Source organism: Streptomyces musisoli, from assembly GCF_016741855.1.
GTDB classification, from domain to species: domain Bacteria; phylum Actinomycetota; class Actinomycetes; order Streptomycetales; family Streptomycetaceae; genus Streptomyces; species Streptomyces musisoli.
This window is the reverse complement of the sequence record NZ_JAERRH010000018.1, coordinates 45,330-66,483: the sequence shown is the minus strand read 5'-3', so window position 1 is coordinate 66,483 and position 21,154 is coordinate 45,330. Positions and strand designations below refer to the sequence as shown.

Genomic DNA, 21,154 nt, shown 5'->3' with positions numbered 1-21,154 from the left:
ACCACGCGTGCGGGAACGACCCGGCGGCACGTGAGACCGGAGGGACTCGCGGCGTGCGTCGTGAACCCGCACGAGTGGGCGTGGCACATCGTCGACCGGGTGCGGGCCGAGAGCGTACGCAACCCGGACGAACGCCTGGCCCGCCCGGCCGCCGGCCTCACCGCCCGCCGACCCACTTCGGCACGGCCACCGACGTCACCGTGGCCGAGCTGCGGCTGGAGGCGTTCCCGCCGGCCGGCGAGCCGACCGCCGCCCTGCCGGCGGAGCTGGTGCGCCGCCGACCGTCTCCTCGCGCCCTACAGCTCCTTCAGCCGGGTCACGATCTCCTGGAGCAGCCCGGGGTCGGCGGCGGGGCCCGCGGCCGGACGGCGGGGCGCGTCGATGCGGACGTGTCCGGCCTCGGCCAGGTCGCCGAGCAGTACCCGGACCACGGTCAGCGGCAGGTCGGCGTCCGCGGCCAGCTCGACGACGGGGCGGGGGCCGCGCCTGATCAGGTCGAGCAGTGCGGCCGGGGCGTGGTCGAGGCCGGGACCCGCCGGCTCGTCCGGGTCCAGTGCGGTGACCCGGGACAGCAGGTCGAGGGGGTGCCGGCCGACGGGACGGGTACGGCCCCGGGTCACCGTGTAGGGGCGGACCATGGGCCCGGTCTCGTCCTCGTACCAGTGCTCGTCGCTCACCGCGGGGTCACGGGGTGGTGCGGGACGCCGCGTCCAGGTGGCGGCCGAGGCGGCGGACCAGGAGCGCCATCTCGTGGGCGAGCTGGCCGACGTCGGTGTGGGCCTCGCTGAGCACGGCGAGCCGGCTGCCGTGTCCGGCAGGGGTGATGAAGAGGTACGCGTCGTCCAGCATCACCATCGTCTGCCGGACCTCGCCCGCGCCGAACCGCTCCCCCGCGGAGCGGGCCAGGCCGTGGAAGCCGGAGCAGACGGCGGCCAGATGCTCGATGTCCCGCCGGCGCATGCCGTCGGAGCTGCTGAGCGGGAGACCGTCGGCGGTGAGCAGCACAGCCTGGCGCACGTGCCCGGTGCGGGCCACGAGGTCGTCCAGCAGCCAGCCGAGATCCGTACCGGGGGCTCCGGCGGGCACGGCGGGCTGCTGCGGGGTCTGCTCGTCACCGTGCATCGTCGGTGTCCGTCCCTTCGTCGGCGGGGGTGGTCGTGGCGTCGGTGCCCGTGGCAGGGACGTCACGCTGCGCGGGCAGGCCCTTGCGGCCGCGGTCCAGGCCGCGCTGGAAGGCACCGAAGATGGCCCGCATCTCCTCGGCGTCGGCCTCGCGTGCGGCCCCGGTGCCCCGCGCCGGCGGATCGTCCCGCAGCTCCGGTGCGAGCGAGGCCTGCCGGGTACGGGTGGGCAGCGCGGGAACGGCCTCGGCGCCCGGCTCGGCCACCGAGCCGCGCACGGACGAGGTCGCGGCCTGGGGTGCGGACGGGCCCTCCGGTGCGGACGGACCGTCGGGTACGAGAGGGCCGTCGGGTGCGACAGGACCCTCGGATGCGAGGCGACCATCGGGCACCACAGAACCCTCGGACGTGACAGTGCCCTCGGGTGCGACAGCGGCTCCTGGTTCGCGCGTGGGCGCGGTCTCGGGTGAGGGCGCGGCCTCGGGCGCGAGCCGGGGCGTCGTGCCGGTGGGCTTCGGTTCGGGTCGTGGCCGGGTCGCCAGGCCCCGTGCCGTGCCCGGCTCCCCGGCCCGTTCCCGCGTCGTGTGCGAGGCCTCGGCCGGGGGCCGCTCTTCCGGCCGGCCGGGGCGCCGCGCGGGGGCGGGCGTCCGTGTCGGCTCCGTCTCCGGCTGGGCCAGCACTCCGTCCGGCAGCCGGACCACCGCCGTCGTGCCCCCGTACGGGGAGTCCCGGAGGGTGACCTCGATGCCGTGGCGGGCGGCGAGGCGGCCGACGACGTAGAGGCCGAGCCGGTCGTGCCGGGTGGGGTCGAAGGCGTCAGGGTCGGTGAGGGTCCGCGCGGCGAGCGCGGACGCCTCCGCGTCGAGGCCGAGGCCGCGGTCGTCGATCTCCACCACGAACCCGTTGCCGACCCGTCCCGTCCGCAGCGTGACCTTGGTGTGCGGCGGCGAGAACACCGTGGCGTTCTCCAGGAGTTCGGCGATCAGATGGACGACGTCGGCGACCGCGTCCGCCGCCACCCCCGCCTCGGGCATCGGCGGCACGACCACGCGCGCGTAGTCCTCGATCTCGCCGACGGCCGAGGCGACCACGTCCGCGACCGGCACGGGTCCGCGCCAGCGGCGGCCGGGGGCGGCACCGGAGAGGATGATCAGGCTCTCGGCGTGCCGCCGCATGCGCGTGGTCAGGTGGTCGATGCGGAACAGCTCGCGCAGCACGTCGGGGTCCTCGGTGCGCCGCTCCAGCGTGTCCACGAGCTTCAACTGCCGGTGCACCAGCGCCTGGTTGCGGCGCGCGATGGTGAGCAGGACCGCGAACTGGCCCCGGCGCAGCGTCGCCTGCTGGACCGCGGCCTCCACAGCGGCCAGCCGGGCCGAGTTGAACGACCGGCCGACCTGCCCGATCTCGTCGTCGCGGACCTCGTCGGCGGCCAGCGGCGGCGCCTCGGTCACCGCGTCCACGTCCTCGCCCGCGCCCAGCCGCCGCATGACGTCCGGCAGCTGCCGTGCCGTCAGCAGGTCGGCGGCGTCCCGCAGCGTCTCCAGCCGGCGTGAGATGCGCCGGGCGCCCCGGACGGCGAACCACAGCGACAGCGCCACGGCGGCCAGTCCGACGGCGCCCACCACGGCCGCCTTGGCCAGCTCCCGGTAGGCGAAGCTCCGGCCGCGGGCCGCCGAGTTCTCCGCCGAGCGTGTGCACAGCCGCATGTACCGCTTGACGGCCTGGTCGGTGGTCGACCGCCAGGTGTCCGCCGCGACGGCCCGGCCGGCCCCGCCGGCGCCGGCCCGCAGCAGCGCGTCCTCGCCCCGCACCAGCGAGCGGTGCAGGTCCCCGCGCCGGAACTCCTCGAACAGCGCGCGCGAGTCGGCGGGCAGGTCGGGGACGTAGGTCCGCTCGAAGACGCGCCGGTCCTCGATGGTCGCGGTGAGGGTGTCGTACTGCCGGTCGGTCAGCGTGCCGGCCGCGCGCGCCCCGGCGACCAGGGCGTCCTCCCGGGAGACGAACTCGCGTACCCGGACCAGTTCGACGACGACCTGTGCCTCGCGGGCGAGCTGCCCGGCCTGGAGGGCGGTGAGCGTTGACTGCACGTCGAAACCGGGCTCCACGAGCGCGCTGTACTCGCCGACGGCCCGGTCCCAGGAGATGTGCCGGGTCAGGACGAGCGAGCGCAGCTTCTCCAGCCCGTCGGTCGCGCCGGCCATGGCGTCGAGGGCCTGCCGCTGCCGGCCGGTGAGCCGGTCCCGGTCGCCGTCCCGGATCGCCTGCCGCATGGCGTCCACGGCCCGGTCGGTACGGCGCTGCTGGCCGAGCAGGGCCCCGGCGGCGGCCGGGTCGGGGCGGGCACCGAGGTAGGCGGCGGACATCCGGCGTTCGATCTGGATCTGACCGATCGCGGTGTCCACGGGGGTGCCGAATTCCTCGTACACGCCCTGGAGCCGGATCAGCGCGCGCAGTTCGGCGGTGACGGACACCATGGCGAAGCTCCACAGCGCCATCAGGGCGAGCGCCGGGGCGAGCGCGAGCGCCACGATCCGCGCACGGACGGTGGTGGGACGGCCGAGGGGCCAGCGCATGGGGTACCTGCCGGTGTTACCAGTCAGTAGAGAGCGCGGGACAACCTACGGGACGGTCACCCCGCACCGCAACGGTGACCTGCGGTAACCCCGAGTCACACAGGGGTCTGGTGCCCGAGTCGCCCAGGGGCAGGGCCCCGACGCGCACGGTTCGCCCAGTCGCGGGGCACCGCGATGATGTGCGGCTTCCCCTCCTTGTCGGCCGCCGCGACCAGGGCGTCCATGCCGCCGAAGTCGGCCGGCCAGCCAGGGAGCACCCGCACCCGGCACTCCACCGGATGCCCCCTGACATGGTCCGCCCCTACCCCGGCGCTCCCGACGAGAAGCGCCGCAGCAAGGGCGAGAGCACCAGGACCGACTTGGTGCGTTCCACGAACGGCTCGCCGGCGATCCGCTCCAGCACCCGCTCGAAGTGACGCATGTCGGAGGCGAACACCTGGGCGATCGCGTCCGCGTCGCCGGTGACGGTCGACGCGGCCACGACCTCCTGGTACCGCTCCAGGCCCCGCTGGATGGTGTCCGGCGAGGTGTTGCGCCGGCAGTAGATCTCGATGTACCCCTCGGTCTCCCAGCCGAGGGCCGCCGGATCCACCCGGACGGTGAACCCGGTGATGGCTCCGGTGGCCCGCAGCCGGTCCACGCGCCGCTTCACCGCGGGCGCGGACAGGCCGACCATCTGCCCGATGTCCGCGTAGGAGCGGCGGGCGTCCTCGGCGAGGGCGTGCACGATGCGTTCGTCGAGATCGTTCAGCACAGGGGGTGGTTCACTTCTTCGGTCCGGTCACTTCTCTGCCGTCACCGCGAGATCCTCGTTGGTCGCGAGACGGGAACGGCGGTAGCCGTAGAGGAAGTAGAACACGAGCCCGACGGCCATCCAGCATCCGAAGACGACCCAGGTGACGGTGTCGAGGCTGAACATGTTGTACGCGCAGAACAGGAAGCCGAGCACGGGCAGGACCGGGCCGAACGGCACCCGGAACGTGCGCTCCAGCTCCGGGCGCTTGTACCGCAGCACGATCACCGCGATGTTGACCAGGCCGAAGGCGAACAGCGTGCCGATGCTGGTGGCGTCGACGAGCTTGCCCAGCGGGATGAGGGCGGCGAGCACACCGCAGAAGAGGGACACGAGGACCGTGTTGAGGCGGGGAGCGCCGGTCTTCTGGTGGACCTTGCCGAGCGCCTTGGGCACCAGGCCGTCGCGGGACATCGCGAAGAGGATGCGGGTCTGGCCGTAGAGCACGGTGAGCACCACGCTCGCGATGGAGATGACCGCACCGAGCGCGAGCAGCGTGCCCCAGAAGGTCTGGCCGCTGACGTCGTTCATGATCGCGGCGAGGGTGGCCTCGGAACCGTCGAACTTCTTCCAGTTCCAGGCGCCGACGGCGACGCCCGCGACGAGCACGTACAGCGCGGTCACGATGATCAGCGACAGCATGATCGCCCGCGGCAGGTCGCGCTTCGGGTCCTTCGCCTCCTCACCGGCGGTGGAGGCGGCGTCGAAGCCGATGTACGAGAAGAACAGCGTGGCCCCGGCGGCGCTGACCCCGCTCATGCCGAGCGGCATGAAGTCGCGGTAGTTGCCGGACTTGAAGCCCATGAAGCCGATGGAGCAGAACAGCACCAGGGCGGCGATCTTCACGCAGACCATGATCGTGTTGGCGCGGGCGGACTCCCGCGCGCCACCGAGCAGGAACACCATCGCCAGCAGGACGACGATCAGGGCGGGCAGGTTGATGACGCCGCCCTCGCCCGGCGCCGAGGACAGGGCGGCGGGAATGGTGACACCGATGGTGCCGTCGAGCAGCTCGTTCAGGTACTCGCCCCAGCCGACGGCGACGGCGGCCACCGACACGCCGTACTCCAGCACCAGGCACCAGCCGCAGACCCAGGCGACCAGCTCGCCCAGCGTTGCGTACGCATACGAGTAGGAGGAGCCGGCGACCGGGATGCTGCCCGCCAGTTCGGCGTACGACAGGGCCGAGAACAGCGCCGTGAGGCCGGCGATCACGAAGGCCAGGGTGACCGCGGGACCGGCCTCCGGGACGGCGTCGCCGAGGACGACGAAGATGCCGGTGCCGAGCGTGGCCCCGATGCTGATCATGGTCAGCTGCCACAGCCCCAGGGAGCGCCGAAGCTGCCCTCCCTCACCCTGGCCGCCCTCTGCGACCAGGCGTTCCACGGGCTTGCGACGCAACAGGCGCGCGGCGACGCCCTGGGACGCGGGGGCGGCCGGTATCGGGTTCTGCGGGGGTGCGCCTTGGTCGAGCACGCGCTGGCTCCTTCTCGCTGCCGGTCGGATTGCGGTGGGTGGACCGGCATGGCCGCCGGCCCTCGTGGAGGGGGACCGGTAGGCCTGCGAGGCAGGAACCCACCGAGCGGGGTCCCCGCCACACCACGTACTAGCGCAGCACCCTATGAGGCGGGCCTTCACGGGCGTAATGCAGCAACCTTGCGCATCCCCGCATGATCATTGCGTTCCTCGGGCCCGAATGACAAATCGTTGCGCGGGAGCTGTCGACCGTTGCACCGCGCCCCCGCGGACCTGCCGCGAGCCCTCTCGGCGGAAAAGGTGTAGTCACCACGCGTATGTCGGGTCAACGCCCCGCCGGCGGCCCGCTCACCGTGCCGGGCGAGCTGCGGCCGACGGTCGGCCGGAGAGACACCGGCGGCAACGCGGCCGGACACGCCGACGGCCCCCGTCGTTCCCGGCCTGCGGGAACGACGGGGGCCGTCGGGACGATGTGGCGCGCTCAGCTCCAGCTGGCGTGCAGCGGCTTGCCCTCGGCGTAGCCGGCCGCGCTCTGGACGCCGACGATCGCCTTCTCGGCGAACTCCTCCAGGGAGCCGGCACCGGCGTAGGTGCAGGAGGAACGGACACCCGCGATGATCGAGTCGATCAGGTCCTCGACGCCCGGGCGGGCCGGGTCGAGGAACATGCGGGAGGTGGAGATGCCCTCCTCGAACAGCGCCTTGCGGGCGCGGTCGTAGGACGACTCCTCGGACGTCCGGTTGCGCACGGCACGCGCCGAGGCCATGCCGAACGACTCCTTGTACGCACGCCCCTGGGCGTCGTGCTGGAGGTCGCCGGGCGACTCGTAGGTGCCCGCGAACCAGGAGCCGACCATCACGTTGGACGCGCCGGCCGCGAGGGCCATGGCGACGTCGCGCGGGTGCCGGACACCGCCGTCGGCCCACACGTGCTTGCCGTACTTCTTGGCCTCGGCGGCGCACTCCAGGACGGCGGAGAACTGCGGGCGGCCCACGCCGGTCATCATGCGGGTGGTGCACATGGCACCCGGGCCGACACCGACCTTGACGATGTCGGCGCCCGCGTCGATCAGGTCCTTGACGCCCTCGGCGGAGACGATGTTGCCCGCGGCGATCGGCACCTGCGGGTCGAGCGCGCGCACCAGCTTGATCGCGTTGATCATCGACTCCTGGTGGCCGTGCGCGGTGTCGATGACGAGCGTGTCGACGCCCGCGTCGAGCAGTTGCTTGGCCTTGCCCGCCACGTCGCCGTTGATGCCGACGGCCGCCGCGATCCGCAGCTTGCCGTTCTTGTCGACGGCCGGCGTGTACAGCGTGGCGCGCAGGGCGCCCTTGCGGGTGAGGATGCCGGCGAGCCTGCCGTCCTTGTCGACGGCCGGGGCGTAGCGCCGGTTGTGGTGGTCGAGGGTGTTGAAGGCCTCGCGCGGGTCGATGTCGGCGTCCAGCAGGAGCAGGTCCTTGGACATGACCACTTCGAGCTGGGTGAAGCGGTCGACACCGGACAGGTCGGCGTCGGTGACGACCCCGACGGGGCGGTGGTTCTCGTCCACGACCACACCGGCGTTGTGCGCCCGCTTGGGCAGCAGCGCCAGGGCGTCGGCCACGGTCTGATGCGGGGCCAGCACGATCGGGGTGTCCAGCACCAGGTGACGGCTCTTCACCCAGGAGATCACGTCGGTGACGACGTCGATCGGGATGTCCTGCGGGATGACCACGAGGCCGCCGCGGCGGGCCATCGTCTCGGCCATGCGGCGGCCGGCGATGGCGGTCATGTTCGCGACGACGAGCGGGATGGTGGTGCCCGTCCCGTCCGGCGCGGCGAGGTCCACGCCCTGACGCGAGCCCACCGCGGAGCGGCTCGGCACCATGAAGACGTCGTCGTACGTCAGGTCGTACGCGGGCTGGATGTCATTGAGGAAACGCACGTGCTGCACATCCCAGTCGATCAGAGGTGACCCCCGGACAGGTGTGCCAGGGGGAAAGAGCACGTACTTCATTGTCCCATGGCGGTACCGGTGTCATGCCCTGACAGAACATCCAGGGTGGCCGTCGATCACCTAGGAGGTTCCTCCAAGGGCGAGGGCGACCGTGAGGGCCGGCGTCCGGTCCACCGCCTCCGCGAAGACCTCCTCGGCGGTCCGCCACTCGTCCGGCCGCGTCCGGGCGTACGGCCGCCAGCCCCGTACGACGATCAGCAGCCCCTGCTCCACGGCCCCCTCGGGCCAGACGGTGTGATCGGCGAGGGAGTCGGCGAGCGCGTCCCAGTTCCGGCCGAACCAGGCGGGCAGCGCCAGGGCCCGGGAGACGCGGTCCATCAGGTCCGCCTTGCCCGTGACGCCGTCCAGGTCCAGGGTGACCGTGTACCGGCCGCCCAGGTCTTCCGTCATCTCAGCACCGCCCGGAACGAGTCGTAGTGATCATCGGTGTAGTAGATCTCGCCGCCCTGTCCGGTGACGATGCGCCGGGCCCCGCGGTCGCGCGATCCGGGGGTCCGCACGGTGTACTCGTGGTAGTAGCCGCGCCGGTGCTTCGGCAGACGCCCCTCGAAGTTCCCGAAGACGACCCCGTCCCTGCTGTACGGGTACGGGCCGCCCCGGTCGACGAGCGCGAGCGTGCGGCGTGCCTCGGCGGGCAGCCGGGCCTCCGGGACGGTGCCCAGGCCCCTCGCCCACGCCGGGGTGGACACGCCCGGCGCGGGGGCGGTGTCCGGGCCCGACGAGCATCCCGCCAGCAGGACGGACAGACAGACCAGCAGTCCCGCGAGCGCACGGGACAGGTGCCGTCCGGGCCGGGGGACACGGGGGGCGAGCCGCAGCAGCATGGCGCCGATGCTGCCACGGCCGTCCCCTCACGACGTCCCCGCGACCCGCGGTCAGACCCCGTCCGGGTCCGCGCGGCTCAGCGCCGGCCTGGGCGTCGGACCGGCCGTCATCAGGTAGTCGGCGGCCGAGGTGTCGGTCACCAGGCTGGTGACCAGCCCGGAACGCAGCACCGCGTCGATCGCGGAGGCCTTGCGCTGACCGCCGGCGATCGCCACGACCTCGGGGACACGGCGCAGCTGGTCGGCCTTGACCGTGATGCACCGCTCCCCCAGGTCCCGTCCGACCCGGCGGCCCTCGGCGTCGAAGAGGTGCGCGGCCATCTCGGCGGCGACACCGAGCGAGGCGTAGTGCGCGCGCTCCTCGTCGCTGAGCATGTCGTGCACCGTCGAGATGCCCGGCTCCCAGGAGCCGATGGAGACACAGGCGACCGTGACCTTGTCGAAGTACTCGTAGGCCCGGGCGATACCGGTCTGGTTGCGCAGCGCGGCCGCGGTGGCCGCGTCCGGCAGCAGCATCGGCGCGTAGATGGGGTGCGCGTCACCGCCCGAGACCTGCGCGGCACGCCGCACCGCCTCGACCGAGCCGCGCTCGGACGTCCCGGCGTCGTACACACCCGTCAGCTGCACCACCGTGCAGGGCGGCAGCCGGTCGAGCGCCGCCGCCATGTGGATGGTGGACCGGCCCCAGGCCAGGCCGAGCACGTCCCCTTCGTTGACGAGCTCGCCGAGCAGGTCGGCGGCGACCTCGCCGAGGTTCTCGGGGTCCGGCGTCTCCTCGGCCTCGGCCGGGGATTCGACCACGACGGCGTGCCTCAGGCCGTAGCGGGCGCGGAGCGCGTCCGAGCGCTCGGCGTCCAGCTCGGCCGGCACACGGATCTCGATGCGTACGAGATCCCGTTCGAGGGCCGTCTCCAGGACCCGGGCCACCTTGAAGCGGCTGACGCCGAACTCCTCCGCGATCTGGATCTTGGACTTGCCCTCGAGGTAGAAGCGGCGGGCCATGGCCGCCGCCTGCACCAGCTCAGCGGGTCCCATCCGCATGGCTGACCGGCCCGCCGACATACCCGACACGGCGATCTCCTCACTGCTGTTCACATTCTGGATTCGCCGTTCATCCTTGCAGATTCGGCGCGACTGATCCGCCCAGATGGGCGCCGTTCATTCAAGCGTTCACTTTGCCGTGGCTCAGTGGCCGCATGCCCAGGACGCCTTGGCGGTGGCCGTCTCCGCCTGTGCGCGCAGGGCACGTACCGCCTCAGCCGGGTCCTTCGCCCCGTAGACGGCCGAGCCGGCGACGAACACGTCCGCTCCCGCGTCCGCGCACCGCTCGATCGTCGAGGCCGAGACACCGCCGTCGACCTGGAGCCACAGCTGCAGGCCGTGCTTGCCGATCAGCTCACGGGTGCGGCGGATCTTCGGCAGCATGATGTCGAGGAACGCCTGGCCGCCGAAGCCGGGCTCGACCGTCATGATCAGCAGCATGTCGAGTTCCGGCAGCAGGTCCTCGAACGGTTCGATCGGCGTGGCGGGCTTGAGCGCCATCGAGGCGCGCGCCCCCTTCGCCCGGATCTCCCGGGCGAGCCGCACCGGGGCGGCCGCGGCCTCCACGTGGAAGGTGACGGACGACGCCCCCGCCTCGACGTACTGGGGCGCCCAACGGTCGGGGTCCTCGATCATCAGATGGCAGTCCAGCGGGGTGTCCGTCGCACGGGCCAGGGACTCCACGACCGGCACGCCGAGCGTGAGGTTGGGGACGAAGTGGTTGTCCATGACGTCGACATGGAGCCAGTCGGCGCCTTGAACCGCCTTGGCCTCCTCCGCGAGGCGGGCGAAGTCGGCGGACAGGATGCTGGGGTTGATCTGCACGGCCATGACCCAAGCCTGCCATGCCGCTGCGCTCGGCTGTAGCCGCGGGCCCTGCGGTCGTCGTTCGGCTGCGGGCCGTCGTGGGTTGCTCGCGCGGTTCCCCGCGCCCCTTCCGGGCGCGGGGACCCTTCCGGCGTCAGGCGGTTCTGCGGATCAGGGCCAGGTACATCGCGTCCGTGCCGTGGACGTGGGGCCACAGCTGGATGTCGGGGCCCTCGCCCAGGTCCGGCACGCCGGTCAGGAGCGGGCGGGCGTCGATCAGCTCGGTGTCCGGGCGCTGCTTGAGGACGTCGGAGACGACGGCGCGGGTCTCCGCCAGGTGCGGGGAGCAGGTGGCGTAGCCGACGACTCCGCCCACGCGCACGGAGTCGAGGGCGGTGCGCAGCAGGGAGCGCTGCAGCGGGGCGAAGTTGTCGAGGTCCTCGGGGCGGCGGCGCCAGCGGGCCTCGGGGCGGCGGCGCAGCGCGCCGAGCCCGGTGCACGGCACGTCCACGAGTACCCGGTCGAAGGAGCCGGGCCGCCACGGCGGGCGGGTGCCGTCGGCGGCGATGACCTGGTACGGCCCGGGGTTGCCGTGCAGCGCCTTCTCGACCAGGCCGGCCCGGTGCGGCTGCTTCTCGGAGGCGAGCAGCGCGGCCCCGCGTGCCGCGGCGAGCGCGCCCAGCAGCGCGGCCTTGCCGCCGGGCCCGGCGCAGCCGTCGAGCCACTTCTCGTCCGGCCCGTCCAGCGGTGCGTTCGCGAGCGCGAGGGCGACCAGCTGGCTGCCCTCGTCCTGCACGCCGGCCCGGCCCTCGCGCACGGCTTCGACGGCACCCGGCTCGCCGCCCTCGGCGAGCCGCACGGCGTACGGCGACCAGCGGCCGGGTACGGCGGCGTCCTCGCGGAGCAGCTCCTCGGTGGTGGCCCGGCCGGGCCGCGCGACGAGCGTCACCTCGGGCCGCTCGTTGTCCGCCGCCAGCAGGTCCTCGATGCCGGCCCGGCCGCCGCCGAGGGAGTCCCAGAGTGCGGAGACGACCCAGCGGGGGTGCGAGTGCACGACGGCGAGGTGGTCCTCGGGGTCCTCGTCGTAGGGCGGCGCGACCTTCTCGATCCACCCCTGGAGATCGTCCTGCGCGACCTTGCGGAGCACGGCGTTGACGAACTTGGCCCGCCCGTCACCGAGCACCACCCGGGCCAGCTCCACGGACGCGGAGACGGCGGCGTGCGTCGGGATCCGCGTGCCGAGCAGCTGGTGCACGCCCAGGCTCAGCACGTCGAGGACCGGCGGGTCGACCTCGCGCAGCGGCCGGTCGACGCAGGAGGCGATGACGGCGTCGTACGTGCCCTGCCGGCGCAGCGTGCCGTACACCAGCTCGGTGGCGAGGGCGGCGTCCCGGGTGTCGAAGTCGCCCTTCTCGCGGGCCTTCCGCAGCAGCGGGGGCAGCACGAGATTGGCGTACGCGTCCCGTTCGTCCACCGCGCGCAGCGCCTCGAAGGCCAGGATGCGGACGGGGTCCTTCTGGGGACGGCGGTAGGGCTTGGCGGGCTTGTGGGGCCGCCGGGACTGCTCGCTCACGAAAAAGGTGCTCCGGGTGTGAAGAAGAGGATGCGTCTCCAGCCTACGTCGGTCCGGCCCCACCGCCGCCGCCCGGGGCACCGGCCGGACCACCGTCCGCCGGGACCGGTCACCACCACGTCCGGCAGGGCCGGCCGTCACCGTGCGGGGGTCAGGTGCCGAGCGTCTCGCCCTCGGCGATGCGCATCCCACGGGCCCAGTCGGCGGCGCGCATCGGCTTCTTGCCCTGGGCCTGCACCCACAGCAGCTCGACGGCGTACGAACCGGTGCCCACGTGCACGCTGTTCTTGCCCACGACGAGCCGGCCGGGGGCGAGGTCCGTCCGCTCGGGCACGGGCGTGACCTGGATGAGCTTGAGCCGCTCGCCGCGGAAGGTGGTCCAGGCGCCGGGCGCCGGGGTGCAGCCGCGCACGACCCGGTCCACGCGCAGCGCGGGCGCCGCCCAGTCCACCTGGGCGTCCTCGACGGTGATCTTCGGCGCGACGGTGATGCCGTCGGCGGGCTGCGGTACGGCCTTCAGGGTGCCGTCCTCGATCCCGTCCATGGTCGCGGCGAGCAGCCCGGCGCCGGCGAAGGCGAGCCGGGTCAGCAGGTCACCGCTGGTGTCGCTGGGGCGGACCTGTTCGGTCACGGTCCCGTAGACGGGGCCGGAGTCGAGCCCTTCCTCGATGAGGAAGGTGGAGGCGCCCGTGATCTCGTCCCCCGCCATGATCGAGTGCTGCACGGGCGCGGCGCCCCGCCAGGCGGGCAGGAGGGAGAAGTGCAGGTTGACCCAGCCGTGGGCCGGGATGTCCAGGGCGGCCTTCGGCAGCAGGGCGCCGTAGGCGACGACCGGGCAGCAGTCCGGGGCGATCTCCTTCAGCCGCTCCAGGAACTCCGCATCCCGCGGCTTCAGGGGCTTGAGCACCTCGATGCCGGCCTCCTCCGCCCGCTCGGCCACGGGCGACGCGACCAGCCTGCGCCCGCGCCCGGCCGGTGCGTCGGGCCGCGTGACGACGGCGGCCACCTCGTGCCGCCCGGAGGCGAGCAGAGCGTCCAGAGCGGGAACGGCGACCTCGGGGGTACCGGCGAAGACGAGCTTCATGGGCGGGATCGGGCCTCTCGGGCGGGGGTTGGGCGGGCAGCGCACCAGTCTATGACCACACGCGAAAGGCCGCCGACGGCGAACCACCACCCACCGGCCGCCCCGCGCCCTGCCGACCGCGGGCGGCGGCGCGCGGGTGGGCGGGCGGCGTACGCATATGCCCGCACGCCCCCACCCCGTGACCAGCGGAGCGCAAGCGCGTTGGTCAAGAAAGAGTTGACCACACCGGGCCGCTTTCGCGGCCCGATTCCTTTCAACGCCGGTTCGAGAGGCTTGTTCATGGCCGACCACGCAACCCACGACGCCCAGGCCCGGGCCAGCCTGCACTTGCTGGTGCGGGACATCGAGCGGGTCCGCCGGCAGGTGGACGCGCTCCGCACGCTCACCGCCCAGTTGGGCAACGTCTACCGCCCGCGCCGCTCCGGCCCCTCCACGGGCTTCGTCGTCTACGGACGGGCGCCCGCCCCCACCGTGCGCCTCGCCCAGGAACTCCGGGACAGCGTCGAAACCCTGGTCACGGCCGCCGTGGACTTCGACCGCTCGCTCGGCTTCTCGTGGGATGCGGTGGGCTCGGCGCTCGGGGTCACCAAGCAGGCGGTGCACCGCCGCTACGGCGCCCGCCGCGCCGCGGCCCAGGCGGCCGCCGAGGCGGAGCGGACGACGGAGCCGTCCGGCTCCCGCACGATCAACGTGAACACCGGGCTGCCCACCGTGCCCACGGTCCCCGCGGCCCGCTCCATGCCCACCCAGCCGACCGCCGGCAGCCCCACGCTGCGCGACGACGTCCGGCCGACCGCCTTCCCCGGCCCGCGCAACGGCTGACCGCGCCCGCACCGCCCGCCCTCCCGGACCGCCCGGGAGGGCAGCCGTATGCCGGCGCCCGCGACGGCGACGCCCTCGGCGGCAACTCCCGCGTCGCCGGCGGCAACCTGTCCCGCCCTCCTGGCGGCCGCGCCTCCGGCGCCCCTGCCAGCGGCCCGCCCGGCGCCACCGGCGGGAGAGTCCCGGCACTGCCGCGCGCGAAAAGCACTGCCGCCCGCGGAGGACACCGCCGGCTGCCCAAGGCCCGGCGCACCCACGACGACGGCGGATCAGCCGATGTCCGGCGGGTCGATCCGAATCCGCACCGCCTCACCGCTCCCCCGGGCCATGCGCGCGGCCTGGGCGGTCTTCAGGGCGGTGGCCAGCGCGGCGCCGCTGCCCGGCGGTACCCGGACCAGTGCCCGCTCCCAGTGCTCGCCGGGCGGCGGAGCGCCGGGCCTGCGCGGCCCGCCGGGCGGCGGGGGCGGTACCGGTACCGGCCCCAGCACCTCGGCGTCCGGCGGCAGTCCGGCCGCCGTCAGGAACTCGGCGACGGCCGCGGGCGGACCGGACACGGCCGCCATCCGCGACACCGGCGGGAAGCCCAGCTCGGCCCGCTCCGCCAGTTCCCGCACGGCATGCCCCACGGGGTCCCAGCGCACCAGCGCCTGCACGGGCCGCAGGGTCGGCTCCGCCACCACGACCACGGTGCCCCCCTCGGCCTGGGGCCGCACCAGCGCGCCGGCCGCGATCCACCTGCGCAGCGCGTCCTCACCGGCCCGCAGGTCGGGTCGGACGAGCATGGCCCAGCCGTCCAGCAGCAGGGCCGCCGCGTAACCGCCCTCGGCGACCGGTTCCGCGCCCGGCGTGCTGACGACCAGCGCGGGCGTGTCCGGGACGGTGTCCAGCACATGCTCCCGCCCCGAGGTGCGCACCGGTACGGCGGGGAAGGCCCGCCCCAGTTCCTCGGCGGTGCGGCGCGCGCCCACGACCTGGGCGCGGAGCCGGAAGCCGCCGCACTCCGGGCAGTGCCAGGCGCTCTCCTCACGCCCGCACCACCCGCAGCGCAGCACCCCCCCGTCGTGTCCCGCGAGCGGGCCGGAGCAGTGCCGGCAGCGGGCGGGTGCCCGGCACCGGGCGCAGGCCATGCGGGGCGCGTAACCGCGCCGGGGCACCTGCACCAGCACCGGCCCGTGCCGCAGCCCCTCGCGGGCCGCCTGCCAGGCGAGCGTGGGCAGCCGGGCGGCACGCGCGGCCTCGTCGCGCGCGAGGTCGTCGTCCCCGACCGTCCGGACGAGGGGCGCCGTGCGGCGCACCTGCTCCCGCCCGGCGACCAGGGGCCGGGCCCAGCCGCTCTCCACGAGCTGGGCCGCCTCCACGGTGCAGCTCCAGCCCCCCAGCAGAAAGGCGCACTTGTCCTGCGCGGCCCGCAGCAGGAGCACGTCGCGGGCGTGCGGCTGCGGGGCGTGCAGCTCGCTGTGGCTGTCGTCCCCGTCGTCCCAGACGGCGACGAGTCCCAGATCCTGCACGGGTGCGAACATGGCCGCCCGCGTCCCGACGACGGCTCGGACGGCTCCGCGCCGCACCGCCAGCCACTGTGCGTACCGCTTCTCGGGACCGGCGTCGGCGGTGAGCAGCGCGTGCCGGCCCGGGCCGAGCAGTGCGGTCAGCGCGGCGTCCACGCGCGCGGCGGCCCGCCCGTCCGGTACGACGACGAGGGCGCCGCGTCCGGAGGCGAGGGTGGCGGCCACGGCCCGGGCGAGTTCCTCGCTCCACAGCTGTCCGGGCAGCGCGTTCCACACGGCCCTGGGCGCCCCGTTCGAGGCCAGCGCGTCGAGGAAGGCGCGCCCGTGCTCGTACCGCGCCCAGGAGCCGGGGTCCGGCGCCTTCGGCGGGGGCAGCGGCTCCGGGGACGGCCGTTGCTCGGCGCGGGCGCTGCGCGGCGGGACGGCGAGCTGGAGCACGTCGGCGAGGCTGCCCGCGTACCGGTCGGCGACGGCCCGCGCGAGGCCGAGCAGTTCCTCGCTCAGCACCCGCTCCGGCGACACCACCTGGGCCAGCGCGGCCAGCGGTCCGGAGTAGTCGGACTCGGCCCGCCGCTCGACGAGGAAGCCGTCGATGAGCCCGCCGCCCTCCCGGCGTCCCTCGCGCACCCGGTGCCGCCCGGCGCCGAACCGCACCCGCACCCGGACACCGGGCTGTGCCTCGGCGTCCAGTTCCTCGGGCACGGCGTAGTCGAAGTACCGGTCGAGGTGCAGGACGCCCTTGTCGACCAGCACCCGCGCGACGGGCAGCTCCTTGGCGAGCGCGGCCCCCCGCCAGGTGCGCGGCTTGGCCCGGGGCACCTTGGCCCGGCGCACGCTCTCCCGGATGAGCGCGAGCTGTTCCGGCGGCGCCTCCTCGGCCCCGCCGTCCCCTTCCGCCCGGGGCGACCCGTTCTCGCTGCTCACGCTTGCATTCTTACCAAAGGGCACCGACAACCGGAGTCCGCCCGCGATCGGCCCGGCCGCGGTACGGGTGCCGGCGGACCCGGCCGGGTCACGCAGACGCGAGGGCCGGTGCGGACCGACCGCCACGCCACCGCCTGCTCGGCGCCGAGCGCGGAAGCGCCGTGCCGGGGACGGCGTCCCAGGTGCACCCGTTCGGTGTCCCCGCACCGATCGACGCCGGGCCCCCGCGTCCGGTCTGCCGCACGCCGAGGCCCGGCCTCCCCGTCACGGGGAAGCCGGGCCTCGGCGAGAGGAGTCGGGGGACCTACAGGCCGGCGGCCTTGCGCAGGGCGTCCACGCGGTCCGTGCGCTCCCACGTGAAGTCGGGCAGCTCGCGGCCGAAGTGGCCGTACGCCGCCGTCTGGGAGTAGATCGGGCGCAGCAGGTCGAGGTCGCGGATGATCGCGGCCGGGCGGAGGTCGAAGACCTCGTCGATCGCCTTCTCGATCTTCTCCACGTCGACCTTGGCGGTGCCGAAGGTCTCCACGAACAGACCGACCGGCTCGGCCTTGCCGATCGCGTAGGCGACCTGGACCTCGCAGCGGGAGGCCAGGCCGGCCGCCACGACGTTCTTGGCGACCCAGCGCATCGCGTAGGCGGCCGAGCGGTCCACCTTGGACGGGTCCTTGCCCGAGAAGGCGCCGCCACCGTGGCGGGCCATGCCGCCGTAGGTGTCGATGATGATCTTGCGGCCGGTCAGGCCGGCGTCGCCCATCGGGCCGCCGATCTCGAAGCGGCCGGTCGGGTTGACCAGCAGGCGGTAGCCCTCGGTCTCCAGCTTGATGCCCTCGTCCAGGAGAGCCTTCAGCTCCGGCTCCACGACGAACTCGCGGATGTCGGGAGCGAGCAGCGACTCCAGGTCGATGTCGGAGGCGTGCTGGGAGGAGACGACCACCGTGTCGAGGCGGACGGCCTTGTCGCCGTCGTACTCGATGGTGACCTGCGTCTTGCCGTCGGGGCGCAGGTAGGGGATGGTGCCGTTCTTGCGGACCTCGGAGAGGCGCTTGGACAGCCGGTGCGCCAGGAAGATCGGCAGCGGCATCAGGGTCGGCGTCTCGTCGGAGGCGTACCCGAACATCAGGCCCTGGTCACCCGCGCCCTGCCGGTCCAGCTCGTCCTCGTCGCCCTCGACCCGGGACTCGTACGCCGTGTCGACACCCTGCGCGATGTCCGGGGACTGCGCGCCGATGGACACCGAGACGCCGCAGGAGGCACCGTCGAAGCCCTTCTTGGAGGAGTCGTAGCCGATCTCCAGGATCTTGCCGCGGACGAGCGTCGCGATGTCCGCGTACGCCTTCGTCGTCACCTCGCCGGCCACGTGCACCAGGCCGGTGGTGATGAGCGTCTCCACGGCGACCCGGGAGGTCGGGTCCTCGCGCAGAAGCGCGTCGAGAATGGTGTCGCTGATCTGGTCAGCGATCTTGTCGGGGTGACCCTCGGTCACGGACTCCGAGGTGAACAGGCGACGGGACACAACGCTCCCTGTGGTTGCAGCGGCTGCTGGCTGATCATTTGCGGAGGACACGGGGCTGCGCCCGGCGTCGACCTTGAAACAGTTTATCGGTCGCACTCGGCCGATGGGCCACCGTCTCGCCTCTCGGGAGCGCTGTGACCTGCGGCACGGGCATTCTGCACAATGGCGAGCGGCCTTGGCCAGGGCCGCCACACCCGATTTGAGCCTCGCTCGACCCGATGCCGAGTTCGCCCGATCGCGGGTCGGACGTTAGCCCAGTCGGCCCGCGACCAGATCCCAGACGGTGTCGGCAAGGGCTTCCTTGGGGCCGTGCGGGACGGGGGTCTCGCTGCCGTCGGCACCCAGCACGACGGCCTCGTTCTCCTCGGAACCGAAGGTCTTGCGCTCCCCCACCTCGTTGACCACGAGCAGATCGCAGCCCTTGCGGGCGAGCTTGGCCCGGCCGTTGGCGAGGACGTCGTCGGTCTCGGCGGCGAAGCCGACGACGACCTGTCCGGGGCGGGCCCGGTCGGCGGAGATCTCCGCGAGGATGTCCGGATTTCGCACCAGGACGATCGGGTCCGGGTCCTGGCCGTCCTTCTTCTTGATCTTCCCGCTGGCATAGGCGGCCGGGCGGAAGTCGGCGACGGCGGCGGCCATGACCACGGCGTCGGCGTCCGCGGCGGCCTTCAGGACGGCCTCGCGCAGCTGTACGGCGGTGCCGACCCGGACGACGTCCACGCCCGCCGGGTCGGGCAGGCCGGCGTTGGCCGAGACAAGGGTCACACGGGCGCCGCGGGCGGCGGCGGTGCGTGCGAGGGCGTAGCCCTGCTTGCCGGAGGAGCGGTTGCCGAGGAAGCGGACCGGGTCGAGCGGCTCACGGGTGCCGCCCGCGGAGACGACGACGTGCCGGCCCCGCAGGTCGGGCTCCGCGACGCCGCGGGCCAGCACCCGGCGGCAGACCTCGAAGATCTCCGCCGGGTCGGGCAGCCGCCCCTTGCCGGTGTCGACGCCGGTGAGGCGCCCGACGGCGGGCTCGACGACGACGGCACCGCGGCGGCGCAGCGTGGCCACGTTCTCCTGGGTGGCGGGGTGCTCCCACATCTCGGTGTGCATGGCCGGTGCGAAGACCACCGGGCAGCGGGCGGTGAGCAGGGTGTTGGTCAGCAGGTCGTCGGCGAGGCCGTGGGCGGCCTTGGCGAGCATGTCGGCGGTGGCCGGCGCCACGACCACCAGGTCGGCGTGCTGGCCGATGCGGACGTGCGGGACCTCGTGGACGTCGTCCCAGACCTCGGCGGAGACCGGGTTGCCGGACAGCGCGGACCAGGTGGCGGCGCCGACGAAATGCAGCGCGGAGGCGGTGGGCACCACGCGCACGTCGTGGCCCGACTCCGTGAACCTTCTCAGCAGCTCACAGGCCTTGTAGGCGGCGATGCCACCACTGACCCCCAGCACGATCCTCGGCTTGTCCACCGTGTCTCCCCGGACTCGAAAACGTACGACGAAACCGTACGACTCCATGACACACCACAGGCCCGGCAGCTCGGCTGCCGGGCCTGTGGGTCAAGTCAACCGCAATCTGAAGGCACTACTGCGCCGGGCCCTCGATGGCCTCGGAGGTCAGCAGGCCGGCGTTGATCTCGCGCAGGGCGATGGAGAGCGGCTTCTCGTGGACGTGGGTGTCGACGAGCGGACCGACGTACTCGAGGAGGCCCTCACCGAGCTGCGAGTAGTACGCGTTGATCTGGCGGGCACGCTTGGCCGCGTAGATCACGAGGCTGTACTTCGAGTCGGTGGCCTCGAGAAGCTCGTCGATCGGCGGGTTGATGATGCCCTCGGGCGCGGTGATGGAAGAGGACACGCTCTACCTTCCGATGGATGGGAAAGAATCAGACATCGTGATCACAGTCACGATCACACAACGTCCATCAAGGCTAGCAGCTCGCGGGCCACGTCCTCGACGGAGGTGTTGACCAAGGTCGTATCGAACTCCGGCTCGGCCGCCAGCTCGGTCCTGGCCGCCTTCAGACGGCGTTCGATGACCTCCGGCGGCTCGGTGCCCCGGCCGGTGAGCCTGCGCACCAGCTCCTCCCAGGAGGGCGGAGCCAGGAACACCAGCTGGGCGTCGGACATGGACTCCCGGACCTGGCGGGCGCCCTGGAGGTCGATCTCCAGCAGGACGGGCTCGCCGTTCTCCAGCCGCTCCAGCACGGCCGCGCGGGGCGTGCCGTAGCGGTTGCCGGCGAACTCGGCCCACTCCAGCAGCTCGCCGTTGGCGATCAGCTTGTCCATCTCCTCGTCGGTGACGAAGAAGTAGTGGACTCCGTGCTGCTCGCCGGGGCGCGGCTTGCGGGTGGTCGCCGACACCGAGAGCCAGACCTCGGGGTGTTCCTTGCGCATATGGGCGACGACCGTGCTCTTGCCGACCCCCGAGGGGCCGGAGAGCACGGTCAGCCGCGGACGTTCGCTCATGCAGCGATTATTCCAGCAATCCCGGAGTGCCCGGGACTCCCGGTCCGGCTCCCCTTGTGCGGGGAGGCGGACTCAGGAGCCGGTGCTGCCGAACTCACGCTCCAGGGAAGCGATCTGGTTGGAACCGAGACCGCGCACGCGGCGGCTCTCGGAGATGCCCAGACGCTCCATGATCTGCTTGGCGCGGACCTTGCCCACGCCCGGCAGGGACTCCAGCAGCGCAGAGACCTTCATCTTGCCGATGACGTCGTTTTCCTGGCCCTGCTTGATGACCTCGTGCAGGGAGGCGCCGGAGTGCTTGAGTCGATTCTTGACCTCGGCCCGCTCCCGGCGAGCCGCGGCGGCCTTTTCGAGCGCGGCTGCGCGCTGTTCAGGGGTAAGGGGCGGAAGAGCCACGCCTACGTCACCTCGGATGTCGAACTGTCGGATACGGACCGGTGAGGAACCTAGTCGCCCCACACCTGGGGAGCTACGAGCAACACGCTGCCCGTTCTCCCCCACTGCCTGAAGGGCGTGGGAGGTGCCCCCACTGCTCGGAGACTAGCGGGCAAGTCCGCCAGAGTCAGCGAGAACAGCGGAAAAGTCCTGGTCAGCCTCCGTCAGGCCGGACATTTCAGACATACTGCCCTCGATTTGAGCATGTATTCACGC

General features: G+C 73.3%; 18 protein-coding genes and 1 pseudogene. 1 reads left to right on the top strand and 18 read right to left on the bottom strand.

Features of this window, described 5'->3' with window-relative positions:
- Positions 1-296: 296 nt before the first annotated feature.
- The 12 genes from JK361_RS32420 to fmt form a co-directional block, all read right to left on the bottom strand.
- Entirely contained in the window at positions 297-677 is a 381-nt protein-coding gene (locus JK361_RS32420; RefSeq protein ID WP_251092588.1) for a DUF742 domain-containing protein, read from the bottom strand.
- Positions 678-684: 7 nt separating this feature from the next.
- Complete coding sequence (locus JK361_RS32415) at positions 685-1,122, bottom strand: roadblock/LC7 domain-containing protein (RefSeq protein ID WP_201825199.1); 438 nt, start codon at positions 1,120-1,122, stop codon at positions 685-687.
- Positions 1,112-3,694, bottom strand: a complete 2,583-nt coding sequence (locus JK361_RS32410; protein ID WP_201825197.1) for a sensor histidine kinase — start codon at positions 3,692-3,694, stop codon at positions 1,112-1,114. The genes JK361_RS32415 and JK361_RS32410 overlap by 11 nt, the downstream gene beginning before the upstream one ends.
- 301 nt (positions 3,695-3,995) lie before the next feature.
- Positions 3,996-4,448, bottom strand: coding sequence for an Lrp/AsnC family transcriptional regulator (locus JK361_RS32405; RefSeq protein ID WP_031174468.1), 453 nt, complete (start codon positions 4,446-4,448; stop codon positions 3,996-3,998).
- A 27-nt stretch (positions 4,449-4,475) separates the two neighbouring features.
- Entirely contained in the window at positions 4,476-5,963 is a 1,488-nt protein-coding gene (locus JK361_RS32400; RefSeq protein ID WP_201825195.1) for an amino acid permease, read from the bottom strand.
- 481 nt (positions 5,964-6,444) lie between these two features.
- Positions 6,445-7,887, bottom strand: a complete 1,443-nt coding sequence (locus JK361_RS32395; RefSeq protein WP_201825193.1) for a GuaB1 family IMP dehydrogenase-related protein — start codon at positions 7,885-7,887, stop codon at positions 6,445-6,447.
- Between the two features lie 132 nt (positions 7,888-8,019).
- Complete coding sequence (locus JK361_RS32390) at positions 8,020-8,349, bottom strand: barstar family protein (protein ID WP_201825191.1); 330 nt, start codon at positions 8,347-8,349, stop codon at positions 8,020-8,022.
- The gene (locus JK361_RS32385) at positions 8,346-8,783 is read right to left on the bottom strand and encodes a guanyl-specific ribonuclease (RefSeq protein WP_201825189.1); all 438 of its coding nucleotides are present in this window, start codon (positions 8,781-8,783) and stop codon (positions 8,346-8,348) included. The genes JK361_RS32390 and JK361_RS32385 overlap by 4 nt, the downstream gene beginning before the upstream one ends.
- Before the next feature lie 51 nt (positions 8,784-8,834).
- Entirely contained in the window at positions 8,835-9,878 is a 1,044-nt protein-coding gene (locus tag JK361_RS32380; protein WP_201825187.1) for a sugar-binding transcriptional regulator, read from the bottom strand.
- Positions 9,879-9,968: 90 nt separating this feature from the next.
- The gene (gene rpe / locus JK361_RS32375) at positions 9,969-10,655 is read right to left on the bottom strand and encodes a ribulose-phosphate 3-epimerase (RefSeq protein ID WP_201825185.1); all 687 of its coding nucleotides are present in this window, start codon (positions 10,653-10,655) and stop codon (positions 9,969-9,971) included.
- Positions 10,656-10,785: 130 nt separating this feature from the next.
- Positions 10,786-12,204: an RsmB/NOP family class I SAM-dependent RNA methyltransferase gene (locus JK361_RS32370; protein ID WP_201825183.1), complete on the bottom strand. Its 1,419-nt coding sequence runs from the start codon at positions 12,202-12,204 to the stop codon at positions 10,786-10,788.
- A gap of 151 nt (positions 12,205-12,355) precedes the next feature.
- Complete coding sequence (gene fmt / locus JK361_RS32365; protein ID WP_201825182.1) at positions 12,356-13,288, bottom strand: methionyl-tRNA formyltransferase; 933 nt, start codon at positions 13,286-13,288, stop codon at positions 12,356-12,358.
- Positions 13,289-13,567: 279 nt separating this feature from the next.
- Between fmt and JK361_RS32360 the strand changes: the two genes are divergently transcribed.
- On the top strand, positions 13,568-14,110 hold the full coding sequence (locus tag JK361_RS32360; RefSeq protein ID WP_201825180.1) for a hypothetical protein: 543 nt from the start codon (positions 13,568-13,570) through the stop codon (positions 14,108-14,110).
- Between the two features lie 269 nt (positions 14,111-14,379).
- Here the strand turns inward: JK361_RS32360 and JK361_RS32355 are convergent, their stop codons facing one another.
- The 6 genes and pseudogenes from JK361_RS32355 to JK361_RS32330 all read right to left on the bottom strand — a co-directional run bounded on the left by JK361_RS32355 (position 14,380) and on the right by JK361_RS32330 (position 20,899).
- On the bottom strand, positions 14,380-16,539 hold the full coding sequence (locus JK361_RS32355) for a primosomal protein N' (RefSeq protein WP_201825178.1): 2,160 nt from the start codon (positions 16,537-16,539) through the stop codon (positions 14,380-14,382).
- Positions 16,540-16,843: 304 nt separating this feature from the next.
- Positions 16,844-18,052 carry a methionine adenosyltransferase gene (metK, locus tag JK361_RS32350; protein WP_201825176.1) on the bottom strand — a complete coding sequence of 403 codons (1,209 nt, stop codon included), beginning with the start codon at positions 18,050-18,052 and terminating at the stop codon, positions 16,844-16,846.
- Between the two features lie 249 nt (positions 18,053-18,301).
- The gene (gene coaBC, locus JK361_RS32345) at positions 18,302-19,504 is read right to left on the bottom strand and encodes a bifunctional phosphopantothenoylcysteine decarboxylase/phosphopantothenate--cysteine ligase CoaBC (RefSeq protein WP_201825174.1); all 1,203 of its coding nucleotides are present in this window, start codon (positions 19,502-19,504) and stop codon (positions 18,302-18,304) included.
- Between the two features lie 115 nt (positions 19,505-19,619).
- Complete coding sequence (rpoZ, locus tag JK361_RS32340; RefSeq protein WP_005319902.1) at positions 19,620-19,892, bottom strand: DNA-directed RNA polymerase subunit omega; 273 nt, start codon at positions 19,890-19,892, stop codon at positions 19,620-19,622.
- Between the two features lie 53 nt (positions 19,893-19,945).
- Positions 19,946-20,536 (bottom strand): annotated as a pseudogene (gene gmk, locus JK361_RS32335) (guanylate kinase); the annotation flags it as partial.
- 39 nt (positions 20,537-20,575) lie between these two features.
- The gene (locus tag JK361_RS32330; RefSeq protein ID WP_003977346.1) at positions 20,576-20,899 is read right to left on the bottom strand and encodes an integration host factor; all 324 of its coding nucleotides are present in this window, start codon (positions 20,897-20,899) and stop codon (positions 20,576-20,578) included.
- Positions 20,900-21,154: the final 255 nt, after the last annotated feature.

Bases quoted from the DNA above. Each gene is read 5' to 3' on its own strand.
- JK361_RS32385 (WP_201825189.1), bottom strand. From the start codon at position 8,783: ATGCTGCTGCGGCTCGCCCCCCGTGTCCCCCGGCCCGGACGGCACCTG.
- JK361_RS32415 (WP_201825199.1), bottom strand. From the start codon at position 1,122: ATGCACGGTGACGAGCAGACCCCGCAGCAGCCCGCCGTGCCCGCCGGA.
- fmt (WP_201825182.1), bottom strand. From the start codon at position 13,288: ATGAAGCTCGTCTTCGCCGGTACCCCCGAGGTCGCCGTTCCCGCTCTG.
- rpe (WP_201825185.1), bottom strand. From the start codon at position 10,655: ATGGCCGTGCAGATCAACCCCAGCATCCTGTCCGCCGACTTCGCCCGC.
- JK361_RS32390 (WP_201825191.1), bottom strand. From the start codon at position 8,349: ATGACGGAAGACCTGGGCGGCCGGTACACGGTCACCCTGGACCTGGAC.
- JK361_RS32360 (WP_201825180.1), top strand. From the start codon at position 13,568: ATGGCCGACCACGCAACCCACGACGCCCAGGCCCGGGCCAGCCTGCAC.
- JK361_RS32410 (WP_201825197.1), bottom strand. From the start codon at position 3,694: ATGCGCTGGCCCCTCGGCCGTCCCACCACCGTCCGTGCGCGGATCGTG.